The 21,384-nt window shown below is 68.8% G+C and carries 18 protein-coding genes and 4 tRNA genes; 17 read left to right on the forward strand and 5 right to left on the reverse strand.

The features are described 5' to 3' along the window. Positions 1-50 precede the first annotated feature (50 nt). Entirely contained in the window at positions 51-542 is a 492-nt protein-coding gene (locus IE287_RS01415; RefSeq protein ID WP_189847004.1) for a YajQ family cyclic di-GMP-binding protein, read from the reverse strand. A 183-nt stretch (positions 543-725) separates the two neighbouring features. Here IE287_RS01415 and IE287_RS01420 point away from each other — a divergent pair. Continuing rightward, positions 726-807, forward strand: a tRNA-Tyr gene (locus IE287_RS01420). Positions 808-917: 110 nt separating this feature from the next. Here the strand turns inward: IE287_RS01420 and IE287_RS01425 are convergent. Both IE287_RS01425 and IE287_RS01430 read right to left on the reverse strand, forming a co-directional pair. Beyond that, positions 918-1,574, reverse strand: coding sequence for an SDR family oxidoreductase (locus IE287_RS01425; protein WP_189847005.1), 657 nt, complete (start codon positions 1,572-1,574; stop codon positions 918-920). A gap of 16 nt (positions 1,575-1,590) precedes the next feature. Next, positions 1,591-2,853 (reverse strand): amidohydrolase family protein, encoded by a 1,263-nt coding sequence (locus tag IE287_RS01430; RefSeq protein ID WP_189847006.1) that lies wholly within the window; start codon positions 2,851-2,853, stop codon positions 1,591-1,593. 207 nt (positions 2,854-3,060) lie between these two features. Between IE287_RS01430 and IE287_RS01435 the strand changes: the two genes are divergently transcribed. From IE287_RS01435 to IE287_RS01460, 6 genes are all read left to right on the forward strand, one after another. Further along, positions 3,061-3,133, forward strand: a tRNA-Thr gene (locus IE287_RS01435). A 44-nt stretch (positions 3,134-3,177) separates the two neighbouring features. Then, a tRNA-Met gene (locus IE287_RS01440) sits at positions 3,178-3,250 on the forward strand. A gap of 85 nt (positions 3,251-3,335) precedes the next feature. Next, positions 3,336-3,500: a 50S ribosomal protein L33 gene (gene rpmG / locus IE287_RS01445; protein ID WP_003956487.1), complete on the forward strand. Its 165-nt coding sequence runs from the start codon at positions 3,336-3,338 to the stop codon at positions 3,498-3,500. Positions 3,501-3,584: 84 nt separating this feature from the next. After that, positions 3,585-4,037, forward strand: coding sequence for a MaoC family dehydratase N-terminal domain-containing protein (locus IE287_RS01450; protein WP_189847007.1), 453 nt, complete (start codon positions 3,585-3,587; stop codon positions 4,035-4,037). A gap of 2 nt (positions 4,038-4,039) precedes the next feature. Further along, positions 4,040-4,468: a MaoC family dehydratase gene (locus IE287_RS01455; protein ID WP_189847008.1), complete on the forward strand. Its 429-nt coding sequence runs from the start codon at positions 4,040-4,042 to the stop codon at positions 4,466-4,468. 49 nt (positions 4,469-4,517) lie between these two features. Beyond that, the gene (locus IE287_RS01460; RefSeq protein WP_189847009.1) at positions 4,518-5,573 is read left to right on the forward strand and encodes a UDP-N-acetylmuramate dehydrogenase; all 1,056 of its coding nucleotides are present in this window, start codon (positions 4,518-4,520) and stop codon (positions 5,571-5,573) included. Here IE287_RS01460 and IE287_RS01465 read toward each other — a convergent pair. Further along, positions 5,570-6,598, reverse strand: coding sequence for an adenosine deaminase (locus tag IE287_RS01465; protein ID WP_189847010.1), 1,029 nt, complete (start codon positions 6,596-6,598; stop codon positions 5,570-5,572). The genes IE287_RS01460 and IE287_RS01465 overlap by 4 nt on opposite strands. A 125-nt stretch (positions 6,599-6,723) precedes the next feature. Next, positions 6,724-7,950 (reverse strand): pyridoxal phosphate-dependent aminotransferase, encoded by a 1,227-nt coding sequence (locus tag IE287_RS01470; RefSeq protein WP_189847011.1) that lies wholly within the window; start codon positions 7,948-7,950, stop codon positions 6,724-6,726. 202 nt (positions 7,951-8,152) lie between these two features. Between IE287_RS01470 and IE287_RS01475 the strand changes: the two genes are divergently transcribed. The 10 genes from IE287_RS01475 (at position 8,153) to IE287_RS01520 (ending at position 21,382) form a co-directional block, all read left to right on the forward strand. Then, positions 8,153-8,225, forward strand: a tRNA-Trp gene (locus tag IE287_RS01475). 102 nt (positions 8,226-8,327) lie between these two features. After that, positions 8,328-8,615, forward strand: coding sequence for a preprotein translocase subunit SecE (gene secE, locus IE287_RS01480; RefSeq protein WP_189847012.1), 288 nt, complete (start codon positions 8,328-8,330; stop codon positions 8,613-8,615). A gap of 44 nt (positions 8,616-8,659) precedes the next feature. Beyond that, positions 8,660-9,565 (forward strand): transcription termination/antitermination protein NusG, encoded by a 906-nt coding sequence (nusG, locus tag IE287_RS01485; RefSeq protein WP_189847013.1) that lies wholly within the window; start codon positions 8,660-8,662, stop codon positions 9,563-9,565. Positions 9,566-9,738: 173 nt separating this feature from the next. Continuing rightward, complete coding sequence (rplK, locus tag IE287_RS01490) at positions 9,739-10,173, forward strand: 50S ribosomal protein L11 (protein WP_030494213.1); 435 nt, start codon at positions 9,739-9,741, stop codon at positions 10,171-10,173. Between the two features lie 83 nt (positions 10,174-10,256). Further along, complete coding sequence (rplA, locus tag IE287_RS01495) at positions 10,257-10,985, forward strand: 50S ribosomal protein L1 (protein ID WP_189847014.1); 729 nt, start codon at positions 10,257-10,259, stop codon at positions 10,983-10,985. Positions 10,986-11,152: 167 nt separating this feature from the next. After that, positions 11,153-12,079: an SCO4651 family lipoprotein gene (locus tag IE287_RS01500; protein WP_189847266.1), complete on the forward strand. Its 927-nt coding sequence runs from the start codon at positions 11,153-11,155 to the stop codon at positions 12,077-12,079. Between the two features lie 246 nt (positions 12,080-12,325). Continuing rightward, positions 12,326-12,856: a 50S ribosomal protein L10 gene (rplJ, locus tag IE287_RS01505; protein WP_189847015.1), complete on the forward strand. Its 531-nt coding sequence runs from the start codon at positions 12,326-12,328 to the stop codon at positions 12,854-12,856. Between the two features lie 111 nt (positions 12,857-12,967). Beyond that, a complete protein-coding gene (gene rplL, locus IE287_RS01510; protein WP_189847016.1) occupies positions 12,968-13,351 on the forward strand; it encodes a 50S ribosomal protein L7/L12 in 384 nt (127 codons plus the stop codon). 548 nt (positions 13,352-13,899) lie between these two features. After that, the gene (rpoB, locus tag IE287_RS01515) at positions 13,900-17,382 is read left to right on the forward strand and encodes a DNA-directed RNA polymerase subunit beta (RefSeq protein WP_189847017.1); all 3,483 of its coding nucleotides are present in this window, start codon (positions 13,900-13,902) and stop codon (positions 17,380-17,382) included. 100 nt (positions 17,383-17,482) lie between these two features. Then, positions 17,483-21,382 carry a DNA-directed RNA polymerase subunit beta' gene (locus IE287_RS01520; RefSeq protein ID WP_189847018.1) on the forward strand — a complete coding sequence of 1,300 codons (3,900 nt, stop codon included), beginning with the start codon at positions 17,483-17,485 and terminating at the stop codon, positions 21,380-21,382. Positions 21,383-21,384 lie beyond the last annotated feature (2 nt).

The raw sequence follows: 21,384 nt of genomic DNA on the forward strand, positions 1-21,384 counted from the left end.
GCGGATGCACCGGCGGCTTTCGGACACGGGCGTGGACGGACCGCGGAAGGTCAGCGGTAGTTCACGAACTGGATCGCGAAGTCGAAGTCCTTGCCCTTGAGCAGCGCCTGCACGGCCTGGAGGTCGTCACGGCTCTTCGAGCTGACCCGCAGCTCGTCACCCTGGACCTGCGCCTTGACGCCCTTGGGGCCCTCGTCCCGGATCGCCTTCGCGACCTTCTTGGCGTTCTCCTGGGAGATGCCCTCCTGGACCGAGGCGAAGAGCTTGTACTCCTTGCCGGACAGCTGCGGCTCGCCCTCGACGTCCAGCGACTTCAGCGAGATCCCGCGCTTGATCAGCTTGGACTGGAAGATGTCGAGGATCGCCAGGACGCGCTCCTCGCCGTTCGCCTGCATCAGGATCTTCTCGCCCGACCAGGAGATCGAGGCGTTGGTCCCCTTGAAGTCGTAGCGCTGGGAGATCTCCTTCACGGCCTGGTTGAGGGCGTTGTCGACCTCCTGCCGCTCGACCTTGGAGACGATGTCGAAACTGGAGTCGGCCATGACTCGTGGCTCCTTGCTCGGATGCTGTGGGGTACCCCCAAAGCCTAGGGGGTGAGCCGCGGCCCGAACCTCTGATCACCCGCCGATCAATCAGGTGGCGAACCACCCCCGGGGATCGGGTATTGTTTACGTCGTTGCCGGGGAACACCGCAGAACAGCGGGGAACCAAGGCAGCGAACCCATGGCGATGTGCCCGAGTGGCCAATGGGAGCGGACTGTAAATCCGTCGGCTTAGCCTACCCAGGTTCGAATCCTGGCGTCGCCACGTGAAGAAGGTCCCCGGTGTTCTCACCGGGGACCTTCACTCGTTTTCCGGGAACGGAACGGGGACGGAGCGCGGGAGCGGGGAGGCGCCGGCGGCCCCTCCCCGGCCGGTCAGTTGCCGGCCACGTCCTTCACCGCGACCGTGACCGGGGTCGAGCCCGTGACCAGTTCCAGGGTCAGGCCGGCCGTGCCGGGGGAGTCCACCAGCTCGGCGAGGACCGCCGCCACGTCGTCCCGGGGGATCGGGCCGCGGCCCGTCCGGGCCTCCAGGCGGACCAGGCCCGTGCCGGCGTCGTCGGTGAGCATCCCGGGGCGCAGGACCGTCCACTCCAGGCCCGGGCGGGCCCGGACCGCGTCGTCCGCGGCGCCCTTCGCCCGCAGGTAGACGTCGAAGACGTCGTCGCCCGGGTGCCGGGCGTCCGCGCCCATCGACGAGACGACCAGGAAGCGCCGGACGCCCGCCCGTTCGGCCGCGTCCGCGAAGAGGACCGCCGCCCCGCGGTCCACCGTGTCCTTGCGGGCGGCCCCGCTGTTCGGGCCCGCGCCCGCGGCGAAGACGGCCGCGTCCGCGCCCCGCAGGACCTCCGCGACCTCCTCCAGCGACGCCGACTCCAGATCCAGCACGACGGGCTCCGCACCCGCCGTCCGCAGGTCCTCCGCCTGCTCCGGGCGGCGGATCAGCCCGACCGCCTCGTGTCCGCCCGCCGAGAGCAGCCGCTCCAGGCGCAGGGCGATCCGACCGTGTCCTCCAGCGATGACGATGCGCATACCCCGACCGTACGGCTCAGCGCGCCGCCGGGCCTCCCGGATCGGGCCGGCCGACCTGGCGGGGCAGGTCCAGCGCCGCCGCCGAGTCGCAGTACTCCCGCACCGCGCTGGTCCGGGCCACCACCCGCCCCCGGTGCACCACGATCCGGCTGTACGCCAGCGACAGCACGCCCGCGAGCCGCTCGCCCCGCACCGCCACCAGCTCCGCCGGGAAGCCGGCCTCCACCCGCACCTCCGGAAGGCCCATCGCCTCCCGCGCCCGGGCGCTCACCGCCCCGTACGCCTCCGCCGGCGTCAGCCCCTCCAGCGAGGCCAGCAGGAAGGCCGCCTCCAGCGGGTCCCCGCGGCCCACCGGGTTCGCCGCGTCCCGCAGCGCCCCGCCCCCCGCCGCGAGCCGCACGCCCGCCGACCGCAGCAGCCGCACCGGGGCCGTGCCCCGCCGCTCCGTCCCCGCGCAGCCGCCCTGCGGCAGGCACACCACCGTCACGCCCGCCGCCGCCAGCCGGTCCGCCGCGCGGCCCGCCACGTCCTCCGGCAGCCGGGCCAGCCCCGCGCACGGCCCGATCGACACGCCGGGCCGCAGCCCGCCGGCCATCGCCGCGAAGCGGGCGAGGCGCGCCGGGTCGTCCCCGTCGGTGTGCAGGTCCACCGGCACCCCGTGCTCGGACGCCACCTCCAGGACCGCCTCCGCGTACCCCGTCGGGTCCGGGTCCAGGTCCGGGCGGCCGCCCACCACCCCGGCGCCCATCTTCACCGCGTCCCGCAGCATCGCCAGGCCGTCCGCGCCCGCCGCCCCGGTCAGCAGCCGGGGCGCCGCCACGGCCGTCAGGTCCGCCAGGCCGCGCAGCGAGCGCCGGGCCTGCAGGACGGCCTCCAGGAGCCCCAGGCCGTGCACGTCGCCGATCCGCACGTGCGCCCGCAGCGCGGTCGCCCCGTGCCCGAGCTGGAGCAGCGCCGCCTCGGTGGCCCGCCGCTGCACCTCCTCGGGGGCGTAGGAGACCGGGCCGGGGGTGTCGGCGGAGAGGGCCGTGTCGGCGTGCGCGTGCGGCTCCGCGGGCGCCGGCAGCAGCAGGTGGCCGGCCAGGTCCACCCGGGCGCCGGAGGTGCTCAGGCTGCCCGCGGTGCCCACGGCCTCGATCCGGCCGCGCACCAGCCGCACGTCCACGGTCCGCCCGTCGGTCAGCCGCGCGTTCGACAGCAGGAGCGAGTGCGCGTCCTCGGTCGCCGCGCCACCCGGGTCGTCGGAAGGCTGACGGGGCTGCCTGCTGTCGGCCGACATCGGACTCCTCACCAAGTCACCAAGATCGAGATCACGCAGCGTGGGGCAGAGCCTAGGGGCGGTCGCCGCCGCCTTCGAGGAGGAGGCCAATAGTCGTACCGATGAGTCCACGAGTGGCGTACGGGACGGGTGCGAGGGCCCTCCCCGGCGGGCCCGGGAAACGGATTTGGGTGATGGGCCGCAGACCGTGTAATGTCTTCCTCGCTCGCCCCAATAGCTCAGTCGGCAGAGCGTCTCCATGGTAAGGAGAAGGTCTACGGTTCGATTCCGTATTGGGGCTCTGGTGTAGGGAATCCCGCCTTCGGGCGGGGCTACCGACATCAAAGCGGTGTAGCTCAGTCGGTAGAGCAAGCGGCTCATAATCGCTGTGTCACCGGTTCAAGTCCGGTCACCGCTACACACGGTAGCCGATTGTGGGGTCGGTCCCGCGATCGGCTACTCTTTCATGCGTTCATCCATCCATCCGTCCAAGGAGCACTCACGTGGCTGCCACCGACGTCCGCCCGAAGATCACGCTGGCCTGCGTGGAGTGCAAGGAGCGGAACTACATCACCAAGAAGAACCGGCGCAACAACCCGGACCGTCTTGAGATGAAGAAGCACTGCCCCCGCTGCAACTCGCACACCGCGCACCGCGAGACGCGCTAATCAGGCTCGTTCACGAGGCCGTCCCCGCCAGGGGGCGGCCTCGTGGCGTTTATCGCTGAAGATCCAGCAGGAGGTATCGAGGCCATGGCGCTCGACCAGTCCTTCGTGGGCCGGACCTATCCGCCCACCGCGCCCTACGAGGTCGGCCGCGAGAAGATCCGCGAATTCGCCGAGGCGATCGGGGACGCGAATCCCGCGTACACCGATCCCGAGGCGGCCAAGGAACTCGGCCACCCCGATGTCGTCGCCCCGCCGACCTTCGTGTTCGCCATCACCTTCAAGGCCTCCGCCCAGGTGATCGAGGACCCGCAGCTCGGCCTCGACTACAGCCGCGTCGTCCACGGCGACCAGAAGTTCGTCTACACCCGGCCCGTCCGCGCCGGGGACCGCCTCTCGGTCACCTCCACCATCGAGGAGATCAAGTCGCTGGCCGGCAACGACGTCCTGGACATCCGCGGCGAGGTCCACGACGAGACCGGCGAGCACGTCGTCACCGCCTTCACCAAGCTCGTCTCCCGCGCCCCCGAGGAGGCCTGACCATGACCGCGAAGATCGCCTACGACGAGGTCGAGGTCGGCACCGAGCTGCCCGCGCAGGCCTTCCCCGTGACCCGCGCCACCCTCGTCCAGTACGCGGGTGCCTCCGGGGACTTCAACCCGATCCACTGGAACGAGAAGTTCGCGGTCGAGGTCGGCCTCCCGGACGTCATCGCCCACGGCATGTTCACCATGGCCGAGGCGATCCGCGTCGTCACCGACTGGACCGGCGACCCCGCCGCCGTCGTCGAGTACGGCGTCCGCTTCACCAAGCCGGTCGTCGTCCCGAACGACGGCACCGGCGCCGTGATCGAGGTCTCCGCCAAGGTCGCCGCCAAGCTCGACGACGGACTCGTCCGCGTCGACCTGACGGCGACCAGCGAGGGCCGGAAGGTGCTCGGCATGTCGAGGGCCGTCGTACGACTGGCCTGAGCGCTCGCGCGAAGGGTGCTTGCCCCCCGGGGTAAGTACCCTTGGGCGCGTGCAGCAGCTCAAGGACGCCCCCCTCGCCCCCCTGACCACCTTCCGGCTCGGCGGCCCCGCCGCCCGGCTCGTCACGGCCACCACGGACGACGAGGTCGTCGCCGCGGTCCGCGAGGCCGACGCGGCCGGTACCCCGCTGCTGATCATCGGAGGCGGCTCCAACCTGGTCATCGGCGACAAGGGCTTCGACGGCACCGCCCTGCACATCGCCACCACCGGCTTCTCCCTCGACGGGACCCGCCTGGAGCTCGCCGCGGGCGAGGTCTGGACCGACGCCGTCGCCCGGACCGTCGAGGCCGGGCTCGCCGGGATCGAGTGCCTCGCCGGCATCCCCGGCTCGGCCGGCGCCACCCCGATCCAGAACGTCGGCGCCTACGGCCAGGACGTCTCCGCCACCCTCACCGAGGTCGTCGCCTACGACCGCCGGGCCGACGAGACCGTCACCCTCACCAACGCCGAGTGCGCCTTCTCCTACCGGCACAGCCTCTTCAAGGACCGGCCCGACCGGTACGTCGTGCTGCGCGTCCGCTTCGAGCTGGAGGACGCCGGAGGGCTCTCCGCGCCGATCGCCTACCCGGAGACCGCCCGCGCGCTCGGCGTCCTGGCCGGCGAGCGGGTCCCGCTCGCCCACGCCCGCGAGACCGTCCTGGCGCTCCGCGCCCGCAAGGGCATGGTCCTCGACCCCGAGGACCACGACACCTGGTCCGCCGGCTCCTTCTTCACCAACCCGATCCTCACCGCGGCCGCGTACGAGACCTTCCTCACCCGCGTCGCCGACCGGCTCGGCCCCGGCGTCGAGCCGCCCGCCTTCCCCGCCGGCGAGGGCCGCACCAAGACCTCCGCCGCCTGGCTCATCGACAGGGCCGGCTTCACCAAGGGGTACGGCTCCGGGCCCGCCCGGATCTCCACCAAGCACACCCTCGCCCTCACCAACCGCGGCGAGGCCACCACCGAGGACCTCCTCGCCCTCGCCCGCGAGGTCGTCGCCGGCGTCCACGACGCCTTCGGGGTCACCCTCGTCAACGAGCCGGTGACGGTCGGCGTCGCGCTCTAGGCCGGGGCCGCCAGCCAGTCGTCGATCCCGGACAGGAGCTCCTTGCGGACCTCCCCCGGGGCCGCCGAGCCGCGGACCGACTGACGGGCCAGCTCCGCCAGTTCGGCGTCGGTGAAGCCGTGGTGGCGGCGGGCGATCTCGTACTGGGCGGCGAGCCGGGAGCCGAAGAGGAGCGGGTCGTCGGCGCCGAGCGCCATCGGCACGCCCGCCTCGAAGAGGGTCCGCAGCGGGACGTCCTCGTGCTTCTCGTACACGCCCAGCGCCACGTTCGACGCCGGGCACACCTCGCAGGTCACGCCCCGCTCGGCGAGCCTGCGCAGCAGCCGCTCGTCCTCGGCGGCCCGCACGCCGTGCCCGACACGGGCCGCCCGCAGGTCGTCCAGGCAGTCCCGGACGGAGGAGGGACCGGTCAGCTCGCCGCCGTGCGGGGCCGCCAGGAGGCCGCCCTCGCGGGCGATCGCGAAGGCCCGGTCGAAGTCACGGGCCATGCCCCGGCGCTCGTCGTTGGAGAGCCCGAACCCCACCACGCCCCGGTCCGCGTACCGCACCGCCAGCCGGGCCAGCGTGCGGGCCTCCAGCGGGTGCTTCATCCGGTTGGCGGCCACCAGCACCCGCATCCCGAGCCCGGTCTCCCGGGCGGCCGAGTCGACCGCGTCCAGGATGATCTCCAGGGCCGGGATCAGCCCGCCCAGGTGCGGCGCGTACGAGGTCGGGTCGACCTGGATCTCCAGCCACCCCGAACCGTCCCGCACGTCCTCCTGCGCCGCCTCCCGCACCAGCCGCTGGATGTCCTCGGGGGAGCGCAGGCAGGAGCGGGCGATGTCGTACAGGCGCTGGAAGCGGAACCAGCCGCGCTCGTCGGTCGCCCGCAGCTTCGGGGGAGTACCGCTGCTCAGGGCCTCGGGAAGGTGCACGCCGTACTTGTCGGCCAGCTCGATGAGGGTGGTGGGCCGCATCGAACCGGTGAAGTGCAGGTGCAGATGGGCCTTGGGCAGGGCGCTGAGGTCGCGGGAAGGGTGCTCCATCGCCCGATCCTGCCTTACCCGAACGGCGGTATGCACGGCGATTCCCCGATCGGTACCTTGCCCGAACGAAAGAACGGCCCCCGGTCCCGAAGGACCGGGGGCCGCCGTCGCCGGGAAGGGACGGGTCAGGCGCGAGCCTCGCCCAGCAGCTTCTGGATCCGGGACACGCCCTCCACCAGGTCCTCGTCACCGAGCGCGTACGACAGGCGCAGGTAGCCGGGGGTGCCGAAGGCCTCGCCCGGGACGACCGCGACCTCGGCCTCGTCGAGGATCAGCGCGGCCAGCTCGACGGAGGTCTCCGGGCGCTTGCCGCGGATCTCCTTGCCGAGCAGCCCCTTCACCGACGGGTACGCGTAGAACGCGCCCTCGGGGGTCGGGCAGTAGACGCCCTCGATCTCGTTGAGCATCCGCACGATCGTCCGGCGGCGCCGGTCGAAGGCGGTCCGCATCTCGGCGACCGCGTCCAGGTTCCCCGAGACGGCGGCGAGCGCGGCGACCTGGGCCACGTTCGAGACGTTGGAGGTGGCGTGGGACTGGAGGTTGGTCGCGGCCTTCACCACGTCCTTCGGGCCCACGATCCACCCGACGCGCCAGCCGGTCATCGCGTACGTCTTGGCGACGCCGTTGACCACGATGCACTTGTCGCGCAGCTCGGGCACGATCGCCGGCAGCGAGGTGAACTTCGCGTCGCCGTAGACCAGGTGCTCGTAGATCTCGTCGGTGAGGACCCACAGGCCGTGCTCGACGGCCCAGCGGCCGATCGCCTCGGCGTCGGCCTCGCTGTAGACGGCGCCGGTCGGGTTGGACGGGGAGACGAAGAGGACGACCTTCGTCCGCTCCGTGCGGGCCGCCTCCAGCTGCTCCACCGAGACGCGGTAGCCGGTCGTCTCGTCGGCCACGACCTCCACCGGGACACCGCCGGCGAGGCGGATCGACTCGGGGTAGGTGGTCCAGTACGGGGCGGGGACGATGACCTCGTCGCCCGGGTCGAGGATCGCGGCGAAGGCCTCGTAGATCGCCTGCTTGCCGCCGTTGGTCACCAGGACCTGGGAGGCGTCCACCTCGTAGCCGGAGTCGCGGAGCGTCTTGGCGGCGATCGCGGCCTTCAGCTCGGGCAGGCCGCCGGCCGGCGTGTAGCGGTGGTACTTCGGGTTCTTGCAGGCCTCGACGGCCGCGTCGACGATGTAGTCCGGGGTCGGGAAGTCGGGCTCACCGGCGCCGAAGCCGATCACCGGGCGCCCGGCGGCCTTGAGGGCCTTGGCCTTGGCGTCGACGGCGAGGGTGGCGGACTCGGAGATCGCACCGATCCGGGCGGAGACCCGACGCTCGGTGGGAGGGGTAGCAGCGCTCATGCGGCCATCGTCCCAGACCGTTTCCCGCCCCGGCACACAGGTTTCAGGGAGCGGACAGGAGCGGTCGATACCGGTCGGGAAGGGGCCCGCTGGCAGGTCGGCGCGGTTCCTGTTCGACGTGGGGCCCCAAGGTCACGTACACTCACTCCTCGTTGGCCCGCACCGACCTCGTCACACATGGGGTAGGTTGGGGACGCCACAAAGGGTCGTAGCTCAATTGGTAGAGCACCGGTCTCCAAAACCGGCGGTTGGGGGTTCAAGTCCCTCCGGCCCTGCTACACACACCGCCAGGTGTTGTGCGCATGTACGTCTTCATTGCACCGCCGTGCGGCTCCACCCGGGCGCGGCACGGCCGACCCGGAATCAGGTGAGAGATCGTGACGGACGCCGTAGGCTCCATCGACATGCCTGATGCCGAAGACACTTCTTCCGATGCGAAGAAGAAGGGCCGCAAGGGCGGCAAGCGCGGGAAGAAGGGCCCTCTGGGCCGTCTCGCCGTTTTCTACCGCCAGATCGTCGCGGAGCTCCGCAAGGTCGTCTGGCCGACGCGCAGCCAGCTGACGTCGTACACCACCGTCGTGATCATCTTCGTGGTCGTCATGATCGGCCTGGTCACCGTGATTGACTTTGGCTTCCAGGAAGCAGTCAAGTACGTCTTCGGCTGACTTTTTGTTCCACCCCATCTGTATCGCAGGAAGAAGCAGCCACCGTGTCTGACGCGAACCTGAACGACGCCTTCGAGTCCGAGTCCGTCGAGGACGAGCTGGACATCATCGAGGCCGCCGACGAGGACGAGGACCAGGCCGGGGCTGCGGACGCCGCGGCGGACGAGGCCGACGAGGACGCCGTCGCCGAGGACGAGGAGTCCGAGGACGACGACGAGTCCGAGCTCGCCGACGAGTCCGAGGACGAGGAGTCCGACGACGAGGCCGACGACGAGATCGAGGCCGAGGCCGCCGTCGAGGAGACCGAGGAGGAGGCCGAGCCGGCCGCCCCGGTCGACCCCGTCGCCGCGCTCCGCGAGGAGCTGCGCACCCTGCCCGGCGAGTGGTACGTCATCCACACCTACGCGGGCTACGAGAAGCGCGTGAAGGCCAACCTGGAGCAGCGCGCCGTCTCGCTCAACGTCGAGGACTTCATCTACCAGGCCGAGGTGCCCGAGGAAGAGATCGTCCAGATCAAGGGCGGCGAGCGGAAGAACGTCAAGCAGAACAAGCTCCCCGGCTACGTCCTCGTCCGCATGGACCTGACGAACGAGTCCTGGGGCGTCGTCCGCAACACCCCCGGCGTCACCGGCTTCGTGGGCAACGCCTACGACCCGTACCCGCTGACCCTGGACGAGATCGTGAAGATGCTCGCCCCGGAGGCCGAGGAGAAGGCCGCCCGCGAGGCCGCCGAGGCCGAGGGCAAGCCGGCTCCGGCCCGCAAGCTGGAGGTCCAGGTCCTGGACTTCGAGGTCGGCGACTCGGTCACCGTCACCGACGGCCCCTTCGCCACCCTCCAGGCCACGATCAACGAGATCAACCCCGACTCGAAGAAGGTCAAGGGCCTCGTCGAGATCTTCGGTCGCGAGACCCCGGTCGAGCTCAGCTTCGACCAGATCCAGAAGAACTGATCGTTCTCAGGATCGTTCCCGAGTTTCCGGACAGGTCAGAGGGGCTGCTACAGCCCCTCTGACCTGCTCGGTTTTTGGACGCGCAGCCATACCCGTTATCGTTGTGCGGTATGCCTCCATCCGGATGACCGGATGGATCGGCTGAAAACTCTCACTAGGACCCGGAGAGAGCAATGCCTCCCAAGAAGAAGAAGGTCACGGGGCTCATCAAGCTCCAGATCAACGCCGGTGCGGCCAACCCGGCCCCGCCGGTCGGCCCCGCGCTCGGCCAGCACGGCGTCAACATCATGGAGTTCTGCAAGGCCTACAACGCCGCGACCGAGTCGCAGCGTGGCTGGGTGATCCCGGTGGAGATCACGGTCTACGAGGACCGCTCCTTCACCTTCATCACCAAGACGCCGCCGGCCGCGAAGATGATCCTCAAGGCCGCGGGCGTGGAGAAGGGCTCCGGCGAGCCGCACAAGACCAAGGTCGCCAAGATCACCGAGGCGCAGGTCCGCGAGATCGCCACCACCAAGATGCCCGACCTCAACGCGAACGACCTGGACGCCGCGTCGAAGATCATCGCCGGCACCGCCCGTTCCATGGGCATCACGGTCGAGGGCTGATCACCCCCCCTCGTGACCTCAGTGGTAGGGCCAGCGCTTGGTCCGCACCACGACTCCACACCTGAAACACACCAGGAGCAGAAGTGAAGCGCAGCAAGTCCCTCCGCGCTGCGGACGCCAAGATCGACCGGGAGAAGCTGTACGCCCCGCTCGAGGCCGTCCGCCTTGCCAAGGAGACCTCCACCACGAAGTTCGACGGCACCGTCGAGGTCGCCTTCCGCCTGGGTGTCGACCCGCGCAAGGCCGACCAGATGGTCCGTGGCACCGTGAACCTCCCGCACGGCACCGGCAAGACCGCCCGGGTCCTGGTCTTCGCGACCGGTGAGCGTGCCGAGGCCGCGGTCGCCGCGGGCGCCGACATCGTCGGCTCCGACGAGCTGATCGACGAGATCGCCAAGGGCCAGCGCCTGAACGAGTTCGACGCCGTGGTCGCCACCCCGGACCTCATGGGCAAGGTCGGCCGCCTCGGCCGCGTGCTCGGTCCGCGTGGTCTCATGCCGAACCCGAAGACCGGCACCGTGACCCCCGATGTCGCCAAGGCTGTCAACGACATCAAGGGCGGCAAGATCGAGTTCCGCGTCGACAAGCACTCGAACCTGCACTTCATCATCGGCAAGACGTCCTTCGACGACACGCAGCTGGTGGAGAACTACGGCGCGGCCCTGGAGGAGATCCTCCGTCTGAAGCCGTCCGCCGCCAAGGGCCGCTACATCAAGAAGGCCGCCATCAGCACCACGATGGGCCCCGGCATCCCGGTCGACTCCAACCGCACCCGCAACCTCCTCGTCGAGGAGGACCCGGCCGCGGTCTGAGCCCTTCAGGCTCGGCAGTAGTCAGTCCTGAAGCCGCCCCCCGTTCCTCTCCGGAGGAACGGGGGGCGGCTTTATTGCGTCCTGTCCTGTCGCAGGGGTGCGTTACGGTGCAAGAGATCGCAAAGACGAAGATCGCAAAGACGAAGATCAAGGGGTGGGGAACACCTATGGGCAAGTCGACCTGGAAGCGCGCGGGCGTCGCGCTCACCGCCGCGGCCCTCGTGGCCGGTCTCGCGGGCTGCAACGACGGTGACGACAAGGCGGCGGGCGCCAAGGCCGGCAGCGGCCTCGGCGACGTCACGCAGGTCCTCACGGCGGCGTACGAGAAGACGGCGGCCGCCAAGGCCGCCAAGGTCAGGATGACCATGAGCATGGAGGGCGCGGGCGCCGACTCCGGCACCATGGAGATGACCGGCACCATGGGCTGGGACCCCTCGGTGGCCGACTTCACCATCAAGGGCTCCATGCTGGGCGCGGGCGACCCCGACGCCCCCGAGCAGATGCGCATGCTCATGCTCGACAACGTCATGTACATGGACATGGGCGAGAAGCAGGCCGCCCAGATGGACGGCAAGCGCTGGATGAAGCTGGACCTGTCGGCGGCGGCCGAGGCCTCCGGCGACAAGGCCCTCCAGAAGCAGATGACCGGCGGCCTGGACAACATGAACCAGGACCCGGCCCAGCAGCTGGCCCTCCTCCTGGACTCGCCGGACCTCAAGCACGTCGGTCCCGAGAAGATCGACGGCGTGGACACCCAGCACTACAAGGGCACGCTCACCTTCGAGCAGATGCTGAAGGCGAACAAGTCCTCGCAGCTGCTCTCCGCGGAGGAGCACGACAAGCTCGTCGACACGATGAAGAAGGCCGGCCTCAAGGGCTACGACACCGAGGTCTGGGTCGACAAGGACGGCTACCCGATCCGCATGGACATCGCCATGGAGATGGCCGAGGGCAAGGTGCAGATCCGCGCCGACTACAGCGACTACGGCACCAAGGCCGCCGTCGAGGCCCCGCCGGCCGGCCAGACCGTCGACCTCTTCAAGATGCTCCAGGAGGCCGGTGCCGGCGCCGGTGCCGAGGGCGCTCAGGGCTGATTTGCCCCTGACGCGCGACGTCGCGTACTCTTCCACAGAAGCCAAAGACCGCTGGTCGTTGCCGTGCCCTGCCGGGTGCGGTGGCCGAAGGATCCGCTGGATGCGGACGACCCGCGCAGGTGACTGTGGAGAGTTCCCGGATGTCTCGTCCGGTCGAGCTGTGCCCCGTGCGCCTGCGCCCGGGGCGTTTCGTTTTTCCAGCCCCTTCTGAGCGGTCCTCATCACCCGGAAGGAGGCGAACGCACTATGCCGACGCCCAACAAGGCTGCATCGGTGGCCGAGCTCAAGGACGCGTTCCAGAGCTCCAACGCCGCCGTGCTGACCGAGTACCGGGGTCTCACCGTCGCGCAGCTCAAGACGCTGCGTCGTTCTCTCGGTGAGAACGCCCAGTACGCCGTGGTGAAGAACACGCTGACCAAGATTGCGGCCAACCAGGCTGGGATCACCGCGCTGGACGACCACTTCGCTGGTCCGACCGCGGTCGCCTTCATCACCGGTGACCCGGTGGAGTCGGCGAAGGCTCTGCGTGACTTCGCCAAGGAGAACCCGAACCTCATCATCAAGGCCGGTGTCCTTGACGGTAAGGCTCTCTCCGCCGACGACCTCAAGAAGCTCGCGGACCTCGAGTCCCGCGAGGTTCTGCTCAGCAAGCTGGCCGGTGCCTTCAAGGGCAAGCAGTCCCAGGCTGCTCAGCTCTTCCAGGCGCTGCCGTCGAAGCTCGTCCGCACCGTGGACGCGCTCCGTGCCAAGCAGGCCGAGCAGGGCGGTGCCGAGTAATTCGGCTCGCACATTGATCCGCGCCGCCTAGCGCACGGGTCGTAGCGGGCCGTTACGCCCGCCTCTATAGACACATCGGCACCTGCCGAATTAGTGGAAGGATCGCCCATCATGGCGAAGCTCTCTCAGGACGACCTCCTCGCCCAGTTCGAGGAGATGACCCTCATCGAGCTCTCCGAGTTCGTGAAGGCCTTCGAGGAGAAGTTCGACGTCACCGCCGCCGCGGCCGTCGCCGTTGCCGCCGGCCCGGTCTCCGGTGGCGACGCCCCGGCCGCCGAGGAGCAGGACGAGTTCGACGTCATCCTCGAGGGTGCCGGCGACAAGAAGATCCAGGTCATCAAGGTCGTGCGCGAGCTCACCTCCCTGGGCCTCAAGGAGGCCAAGGACCTCGTCGACGGCACCCCGAAGCCGGTCCTCGAGAAGGTCGCGAAGGAGGCCGCCGAGAAGGCTGCCGAGTCCCTCAAGGCCGCCGGCGCCTCCGTCACGGTCAAGTAAGGCCGTTTCGAGTCGCTGAAGCTGACTCCCGCCCCCGTGTAACGCGGAGGCACCGAAAGGCGATCATCCATCTGGGTGGTCGCCTTTCGGCGTTCCCGGAGACCCGCGTGGCGGGGGTCGTCCGGGTCCGCGGAAGCGGAGTATGGTGATCTTCGCCGTGCGCCGCTCGCGGGCGGGGGCCTTGACGAACGGCACGCCGCGCGCAATTCTCAGGACGCGTCGTCACAACGATCCGTTTCCGAGGCATGGATCGACGACCGAACGGGCAGTATCGAGGTGCGCCGCACGGCGCGAGTACCGCGGAGTTGAGAGCAACGAGGGTAGCGAGGAAGTCGCCCTGGACATCAGTGAGCCAAGTGGCTACACTGACCCTTTGCGCTGCCTGTTAGCTGCCCCCTGCCCGTCACCAGGGGCATACCTTCGCATCAGCTTCGTGGACCGACCCCGTCTGACCTGGCCTTTTGGTCACTTCAGGAAACGTCTGCCGTGAAGCGTTGCTGGGGACCGGTACGCGCGTAGTGAGTCCGAGCCCTCGGAAGGACCCCCTCTTGGCCGCCTCGCGCAACGCCTCGAACAACATGAACAACGGCGCCAGCACCGCCCCGCTGCGCATCTCCTTCGCAAAGATCAAGGAGCCCCTCGAGGTTCCGAACCTCCTCGCGCTGCAGACCGAGAGCTTTGACTGGCTGCTCGGCAACGCCGCCTGGAAGGCTCGTGTCGAGGCTGCCCTTGAGTCGGGACAGGACGTCCCCACCAAGTCCGGTCTGGAGGAGATCTTCGAGGAGATCTCCCCGATCGAGGACTTCTCCGGGTCGATGTCGCTGACCTTCCGCGACCACCGCTTCGAGCCGCCGAAGAACTCCATCGACGAGTGCAAGGACCGTGACTTCACGTACGGCGCCCCGCTCTTCGTCACGGCCGAGTTCACCAACAACGAGACCGGCGAGATCAAGTCCCAGACGGTCTTCATGGGCGACTTCCCGCTCATGACGAACAAGGGCACCTTCGTCATCAACGGCACCGAGCGTGTCGTCGTCTCGCAGCTCGTCCGCTCGCCGGGCGTCTACTTCGACTCCTCCATCGACAAGACGTCCGACAAGGACATCTTCTCCGCCAAGATCATCCCGTCCCGGGGTGCCTGGCTGGAGATGGAGATCGACAAGCGCGACCTCGTCGGTGTCCGCATCGACCGCAAGCGCAAGCAGTCCGTCACCGTCCTCCTCAAGGCTCTCGGCTGGACCACCGAGCAGATCCTCCAGGAGTTCGGCGAGTACGAGTCCATGCGCGCCACCCTGGAGAAGGACCACACCCAGGGCCAGGACGACGCGCTGCTCGACATCTACCGCAAGCTGCGTCCGGGCGAGCCGCCGACCCGCGAGGCCGCTCAGACGCTGCTCGAGAACCTCTACTTCAACCCGAAGCGCTACGACCTCGCGAAGGTCGGCCGCTACAAGGTGAACAAGAAGCTCGGCGCCGACGAGCCGCTGGACGCCGGCGTGCTCACCACCGACGACGTCATCGCCACGATCAAGTACCTGGTCAAGCTCCACGCGGGCGAGACCGAGACGATCGGCGAGAACGGCAACGAGATCGTCGTCGAGACCGACGACATCGACCACTTCGGCAACCGTCGTCTGCGCAACGTCGGCGAGCTCATCCAGAACCAGGTCCGCACGGGTCTGGCTCGCATGGAGCGCGTCGTCCGCGAGCGCATGACCACCCAGGACGTCGAGGCGATCACGCCGCAGACCCTGATCAACATCCGGCCGGTCGTCGCCTCCATCAAGGAGTTCTTCGGCACCAGCCAGCTGTCCCAGTTCATGGACCAGAACAACCCGCTCTCGGGTCTGACGCACAAGCGTCGTCTGTCCGCGCTGGGTCCCGGTGGTCTCTCCCGTGAGCGGGCCGGCTTCGAGGTCCGAGACGTGCACCCGTCCCACTACGGACGCATGTGCCCGATCGAGACCCCCGAAGGCCCGAACATCGGTCTGATCGGTTCGCTCGCCTCGTACGGCCGCGTCAACGCGTTCGGCTTCATCGAGACGCCGTACCGCAAGGTCGTCGACGGCCAGGTCACCGACGAGGTCGACTACGTCACCGCCGACGAGGAGGACCGCTTCGTCATCGCGCAGGCCAACGCCGCGCTCGACGACGAGCTGCGCTTCACCGAGAACCGCGTCCTGGTCCGCAAGCGTGGCGGCGAGGTCGACTACGTCGAGCCGTCGGACGTGGACTACATGGACGTCTCGCCGCGCCAGATGGTGTCGGTCGCGACCGCCATGATCCCCTTCCTCGAGCACGACGACGCCAACCGTGCCCTCATGGGCGCGAACATGATGCGCCAGGCCGTCCCGCTCATCAAGGCGGAGGCCCCGCTCGTCGGCACCGGCATGGAGTACCGCTGTGCCACCGACGCCGGCGACGTCCTCAAGGCCGAGAAGGCCGGTGTCGTCCAGGAGCTGTCGGCCGACTACATCACGGTCGCCAACGACGACGGCACGTACAACACGTACCGCCTGCACAAGTTCTCCCGGTCGAACCAGGGCACCTCGGTCAACCAGAAGGTCGTCGTCGCCGAGGGCGACCACGTCATCGAGGGCCAGGTCCTCGCCGACGGTCCGGCCACCGAGAACGGCGAGATGGCGCTCGGCAAGAACCTGCTCGTCGCGTTCATGCCGTGGGAGGGCCACAACTACGAGGACGCGATCATCCTGTCGCAGCGCCTCGTCCAGGACGACGTCCTCTCCTCGATCCACATCGAGGAGCACGAGGTCGACGCCCGTGACACCAAGCTCGGCCCCGAGGAGATCACCCGGGACATCCCGAACGTCTCCGAGGAGGTCCTCGCCGACCTCGACGAGCGCGGCATCATCCGCATCGGTGCCGAGGTCGTCGCCGGCGACATCCTGGTCGGCAAGGTCACGCCCAAGGGCGAGACCGAGCTGACCCCGGAGGAGCGCCTGCTCCGCGCGATCTTCGGCGAGAAGGCCCGTGAGGTCCGCGACACCTCGCTGAAGGTCCCGCACGGCGAGACCGGCAAGGTCATCGGCGTCCGCGTCTTCGACCGCGAGGAGGGCGACGAGCTTCCCCCGGGCGTGAACCAGCTGGTCCGCGTCTACGTCGCCCAGAAGCGCAAGATCACCGACGGTGACAAGCTCGCCGGCCGCCACGGCAACAAGGGTGTCATCTCCAAGATCCTCCCGATCGAGGACATGCCCTTCCTCGAGGACGGCACCCCGGTCGACATCATCCTCAACCCGCTGGGCGTCCCGTCCCGAATGAACCCGGGACAGGTCCTGGAGATCCACCTCGGCTGGCTCGCCAGCCGCGGCTGGGACGTCTCCGGCCTCGCGGACGAGTGGGCCCAGCGCCTCCAGGCGATCGGCGCCGACTCCGTCGCCCCCGGCACCAACGTCGCGACCCCGGTCTTCGACGGTGCCCGCGAGGACGAGCTCGCCGGTCTGCTCCAGCACACCATCCCGAACCGCGACGGCGAGCGCATGGTGCTCCCGACCGGCAAGGCGAGGCTGTTCGACGGCCGCTCCGGCGAGCCGTTCCCGGACCCGATCTCCGTCGGGTACATGTACATCCTCAAGCTCCACCACCTGGTCGACGACAAGCTGCACGCGCGTTCGACCGGCCCGTACTCGATGATCACCCAGCAGCCGCTGGGTGGTAAGGCCCAGTTCGGTGGCCAGCGCTTCGGTGAGATGGAGGTGTGGGCGCTGGAGGCTTACGGCGCCGCGTACGCCCTCCAGGAGCTGCTGACGATCAAGTCCGACGACGTGACCGGCCGCGTGAAGGTCTACGAGGCCATCGTCAAGGGCGAGAACATCCCTGAGCCCGGCATCCCCGAGTCCTTCAAGGTGCTCATCAAGGAGATGCAGTCCCTGTGCCTCAACGTGGAGGTGCTGTCCTCGGACGGCATGTCCATCGAGATGCGCGACACCGACGAGGACGTCTTCCGCGCAGCGGAGGAGCTCGGCATCGACCTGTCCCGGCGCGAGCCGAGCAGCGTCGAAGAGGTCTGACGGGAGTCCGGCAGGGGGACCAGCGATGGTCCCCCCGCCGGCCCCAGGACCCCCGTATCAGACCCCACAGCCTTACAACCCTGAGAGGGATTGACGCATAGTGCTCGACGTCAACTTCTTCGACGAGCTCCGGATCGGTCTGGCCACCGCTGACGACATCCGTCAGTGGAGCCACGGCGAGGTCAAGAAGCCGGAGACCATCAACTACCGCACCCTGAAGCCCGAGAAGGACGGACTCTTCTGCGAGAAGATCTTCGGTCCGACCCGGGACTGGGAGTGCTACTGCGGCAAGTACAAGCGTGTCCGCTTCAAGGGCATCATCTGCGAGCGGTGTGGCGTCGAGGTCACCCGCGCGAAGGTGCGCCGTGAGCGGATGGGCCACATCGAGCTCGCCGCTCCCGTCACCCACATCTGGTACTTCAAGGGCGTCCCGTCGCGCCTCGGATACCTGCTCGACCTCGCCCCGAAGGACCTCGAGAAGGTCATCTACTTCGCGGCGTACATGATCACGTACGTCGACGACGAGCGCCGCACCCGCGACCTGCCGTCGCTGGAGGCCCACGTCTCCGTCGAGCGCCAGCAGATCGAGCAGCGCCGCGACTCCGACCTGGAGAACCGCGCCAAGAAGCTCGAGTCCGACCTGGCCGAGCTGGAGGCCGAGGGCGCCAAGGCCGACGTGCGCCGCAAGGTGCGCGAGGGTGCCGAGCGCGAGATGAAGCAGCTGCGCGACCGCGCGCAGCGCGAGATCGACCGTCTGGACGAGGTCTGGTCGCGCTTCAAGAACCTCAAGGTCCAGGACCTGGAGGGCGACGAGCTCCTCTACCGCGAGCTGCGCGACCGCTTCGGCACGTACTTCGACGGCTCGATGGGTGCCGCGGCGCTGCAGAAGCGCCTGGAGTCCTTCGACCTGGAGGAGGAGGCCGAGCGCCTCCGCGAGATCATCCGCACCGGCAAGGGCCAGAAGAAGACCCGTGCGCTCAAGCGCCTCAAGGTCGTCTCCGCGTTCCTGCAGACCGCGAACAGCCCCAAGGGCATGGTTCTCGACTGCGTGCCGGTCATCCCGCCGGACCTGCGTCCGATGGTGCAGCTGGACGGTGGCCGCTTCGCGACCTCCGACCTGAACGACCTGTACCGCCGCGTGATCAACCGCAACAACCGTCTGAAGCGCCTGCTCGACCTCGGTGCCCCCGAGATCATCGTGAACAACGAGAAGCGGATGCTCCAGGAGGCGGTCGACGCCCTCTTCGACAACGGCCGTCGCGGTCGCCCGGTCACGGGCCCCGGCAACCGTCCGCTGAAGTCCCTCAGCGACATGCTGAAGGGCAAGCAGGGTCGATTCCGTCAGAACCTGCTCGGCAAGCGTGTCGACTACTCGGCGCGTTCCGTCATCGTCGTCGGCCCGCAGCTCAAGCTGCACCAGTGCGGTCTGCCGAAGGCCATGGCGCTGGAGCTCTTCAAGCCGTTCGTGATGAAGCGCCTGGTCGACCTGAACCACGCGCAGAACATCAAGAGCGCCAAGCGGATGGTCGAGCGCGGCCGCACGGTCGTGTACGACGTCCTCGAAGAGGTCATCGCCGAGCACCCGGTCCTGCTGAACCGTGCGCCCACGCTGCACCGCCTCGGCATCCAGGCCTTCGAGCCCCAGCTGGTCGAGGGCAAGGCCATCCAGATCCACCCGCTCGTCTGCACCGCCTTCAACGCGGACTTCGACGGTGACCAGATGGCCGTGCACCTGCCGCTCTCCGCGGAGGCGCAGGCCGAGGCCCGCATCCTGATGCTGTCCTCGAACAACATCCTCAAGCCGGCCGACGGCCGCCCGGTGACGATGCCGACCCAGGACATGGTCCTCGGTCTGTTCTTCCTCACCACCGACGGCGAGCTCCGTGACACCAAGGGCGAGGGCCGCGCGTTCGGCTCCACGGCCGAGGCGATCATGGCCTTCGACGCCGGGGAGCTCGCGCTCCAGTCGGAGATCGACATCCGCTTCCCGATCGGCACCGTCCCGCCGCGCGGCTGGGTCCCCCCGGTCGCGGAGGAGGGCGAGCCGGAGTGGCAGCAGGGTGACAGCTTCCGTCTGAAGACGACGCTGGGCCGTGCGCTCTTCAACGAGCTGCTGCCCGAGGACTACCCGTTCGTCGACTACTCGGTGGGCAAGAAGCAGCTCTCCGAGATCGTCAACGACCTGGCCGAGCGCTACCCCAAGGTCATCGTGGCGGCGACGCTCGACAACCTGAAGGCGGCCGGCTTCCACTGGGCGACCCGTTCGGGCGTCACCGTGGCCATCTCCGACGTCGTCGTGCCCGAGGCCAAGAAGGCCATCGTCAAGGGCTACGAGGAGCAGGACGAGAAGGTCCAGAAGCAGTACGAGCGCGGTCTCATCACGAAGGAAGAGCGCACTCAGGAGCTCATCGCGATCTGGACCAAGGCGACCAACGAGGTCGCCGAGGCGATGAACGCGAACTTCCCGCGGACGAACCCGATCTTCATGATGGTGGACTCGGGCGCCCGAGGAAACATGATGCAGATGCGTCAGATCGCCGGTATGCGCGGTCTGGTGTCGAACGCCAAGAACGAGACGATCCCGCGTCCCATCAAGGCGTCCTTCCGCGAGGGCCTCACCGTCCTCGAGTACTTCATCTCGACCCACGGTGCCCGTAAGGGTCTCGCCGACACCGCCCTGCGTACCGCCGACTCGGGTTACCTGACCCGTCGTCTGGTGGACGTCTCGCAGGACGTGATCATCCGCGAGGAGGACTGCGGCACCGAGCGCGGTCTGAAGCTGCGGATCGCGGCCAAGGACGAGGCCGGTGTCCTGCGGAAGACGGACGACGTCGAGACCTCCGTGTACGCGCGGATGCTCGCCGAGGACGTCGTCGTGGACGGCAAGGTCATCGCGCCGGCCAACGTCGACCTGGGTGACGTGCTCATCGACGCCCTCGTGGGCGCCGGTGTCGAGGAGGTCAAGACCCGCTCGGTCCTGACCTGTGAGTCCGCCGTCGGCACCTGTGCCTTCTGCTACGGCCGCTCGCTGGCCACCGGCAAGCTGGTCGACATCGGTGAGGCGGTCGGCATCATCGCCGCCCAGTCCATCGGTGAGCCCGGTACCCAGCTGACGATGCGTACCTTCCACACCGGTGGTGTGGCCGGTGACGACATCACCCAGGGTCTGCCCCGTGTCGTCGAGCTCTTCGAGGCGCGCCAGCCCAAGGGTGTCGCCCCGATCTCCGAGGCGGCCGGTCGCGTCCGCATCGAGGAGACCGAGAAGACCAAGAAGATCGTCGTCACCCCGGACGACGGCACCGACGAGACGGCGTTCCCGATCTCGAAGCGTGCCCGTCTGCTCGTGGGCGAGGGCGACCACGTCGAGGTGGGCCAGAAGCTCACCGTGGGTGCCACCAACCCGCACGACGTGCTCCGGATCCTCGGTCAGCGCGCGGTCCAGGTCCACCTGGTCGGCGAGGTCCAGAAGGTCTACAACTCGCAGGGCGTGTCGATCCACGACAAGCACATCGAGATCATCATCCGGCAGATGCTCCGCCGCGTGACGATCATCGAGTCCGGCGACGCGGAGCTCCTCCCGGGCGAGCTGGTCGAGCGGTCGAAGTTCGAGACCGAGAACCGTCGTGTGGTCACCGAGGGCGGTCACCCCGCCTCCGGCCGTCCGCAGCTGATGGGTATCACCAAGGCCTCGCTGGCCACGGAGTCCTGGCTGTCGGCCGCCTCCTTCCAGGAGACGACCCGAGTCCTGACGGACGCGGCGATCAACGCCAAGTCCGACAGCCTCATCGGCCTCAAGGAGAACGTGATCATCGGTAAGCTCATCCCGGCCGGTACGGGTCTGTCCCGCTACCGCAACATCCGGGTCGAGCCGACCGAGGAGGCCAAGGCGGCGATGTACTCGTCCGTCGGCTACGACGACCTCGACTACTCGCCGTTCGGCACCGGCTCCGGCCAGGCCGTTCCGCTGGAGGACTACGACTACGGTCCGTACAACCAGTAAGC

Source organism: Streptomyces omiyaensis, assembly GCF_014650895.1.
GTDB classification, from domain to species: domain Bacteria; phylum Actinomycetota; class Actinomycetes; order Streptomycetales; family Streptomycetaceae; genus Streptomyces; species Streptomyces omiyaensis.

Excerpts from the sequence above, each read along its gene's own strand:
- rplL (WP_189847016.1), top strand. The coding sequence starts at position 12,968 with ATGGCGAAGCTCTCTCAGGACGACCTCCTCGCCCAGTTCGAGGAGATG.
- IE287_RS01425 (WP_189847005.1), bottom strand. The coding sequence starts at position 1,574 with ATGCGCATCGTCATCGCTGGAGGACACGGTCGGATCGCCCTGCGCCTG.
- rplJ (WP_189847015.1), top strand. The coding sequence starts at position 12,326 with ATGCCGACGCCCAACAAGGCTGCATCGGTGGCCGAGCTCAAGGACGCG.
- IE287_RS01500 (WP_189847266.1), top strand. The coding sequence starts at position 11,153 with ATGGGCAAGTCGACCTGGAAGCGCGCGGGCGTCGCGCTCACCGCCGCG.
- IE287_RS01430 (WP_189847006.1), bottom strand. The coding sequence starts at position 2,853 with ATGTCGGCCGACAGCAGGCAGCCCCGTCAGCCTTCCGACGACCCGGGT.
- IE287_RS01470 (WP_189847011.1), bottom strand. The coding sequence starts at position 7,950 with ATGAGCGCTGCTACCCCTCCCACCGAGCGTCGGGTCTCCGCCCGGATC.
- rplK (WP_030494213.1), top strand. The coding sequence starts at position 9,739 with ATGCCTCCCAAGAAGAAGAAGGTCACGGGGCTCATCAAGCTCCAGATC.
- IE287_RS01450 (WP_189847007.1), top strand. The coding sequence starts at position 3,585 with ATGGCGCTCGACCAGTCCTTCGTGGGCCGGACCTATCCGCCCACCGCG.
- IE287_RS01465 (WP_189847010.1), bottom strand. The coding sequence starts at position 6,598 with ATGGAGCACCCTTCCCGCGACCTCAGCGCCCTGCCCAAGGCCCATCTG.
- IE287_RS01415 (WP_189847004.1), bottom strand. The coding sequence starts at position 542 with ATGGCCGACTCCAGTTTCGACATCGTCTCCAAGGTCGAGCGGCAGGAG.
- IE287_RS01455 (WP_189847008.1), top strand. The coding sequence starts at position 4,040 with ATGACCGCGAAGATCGCCTACGACGAGGTCGAGGTCGGCACCGAGCTG.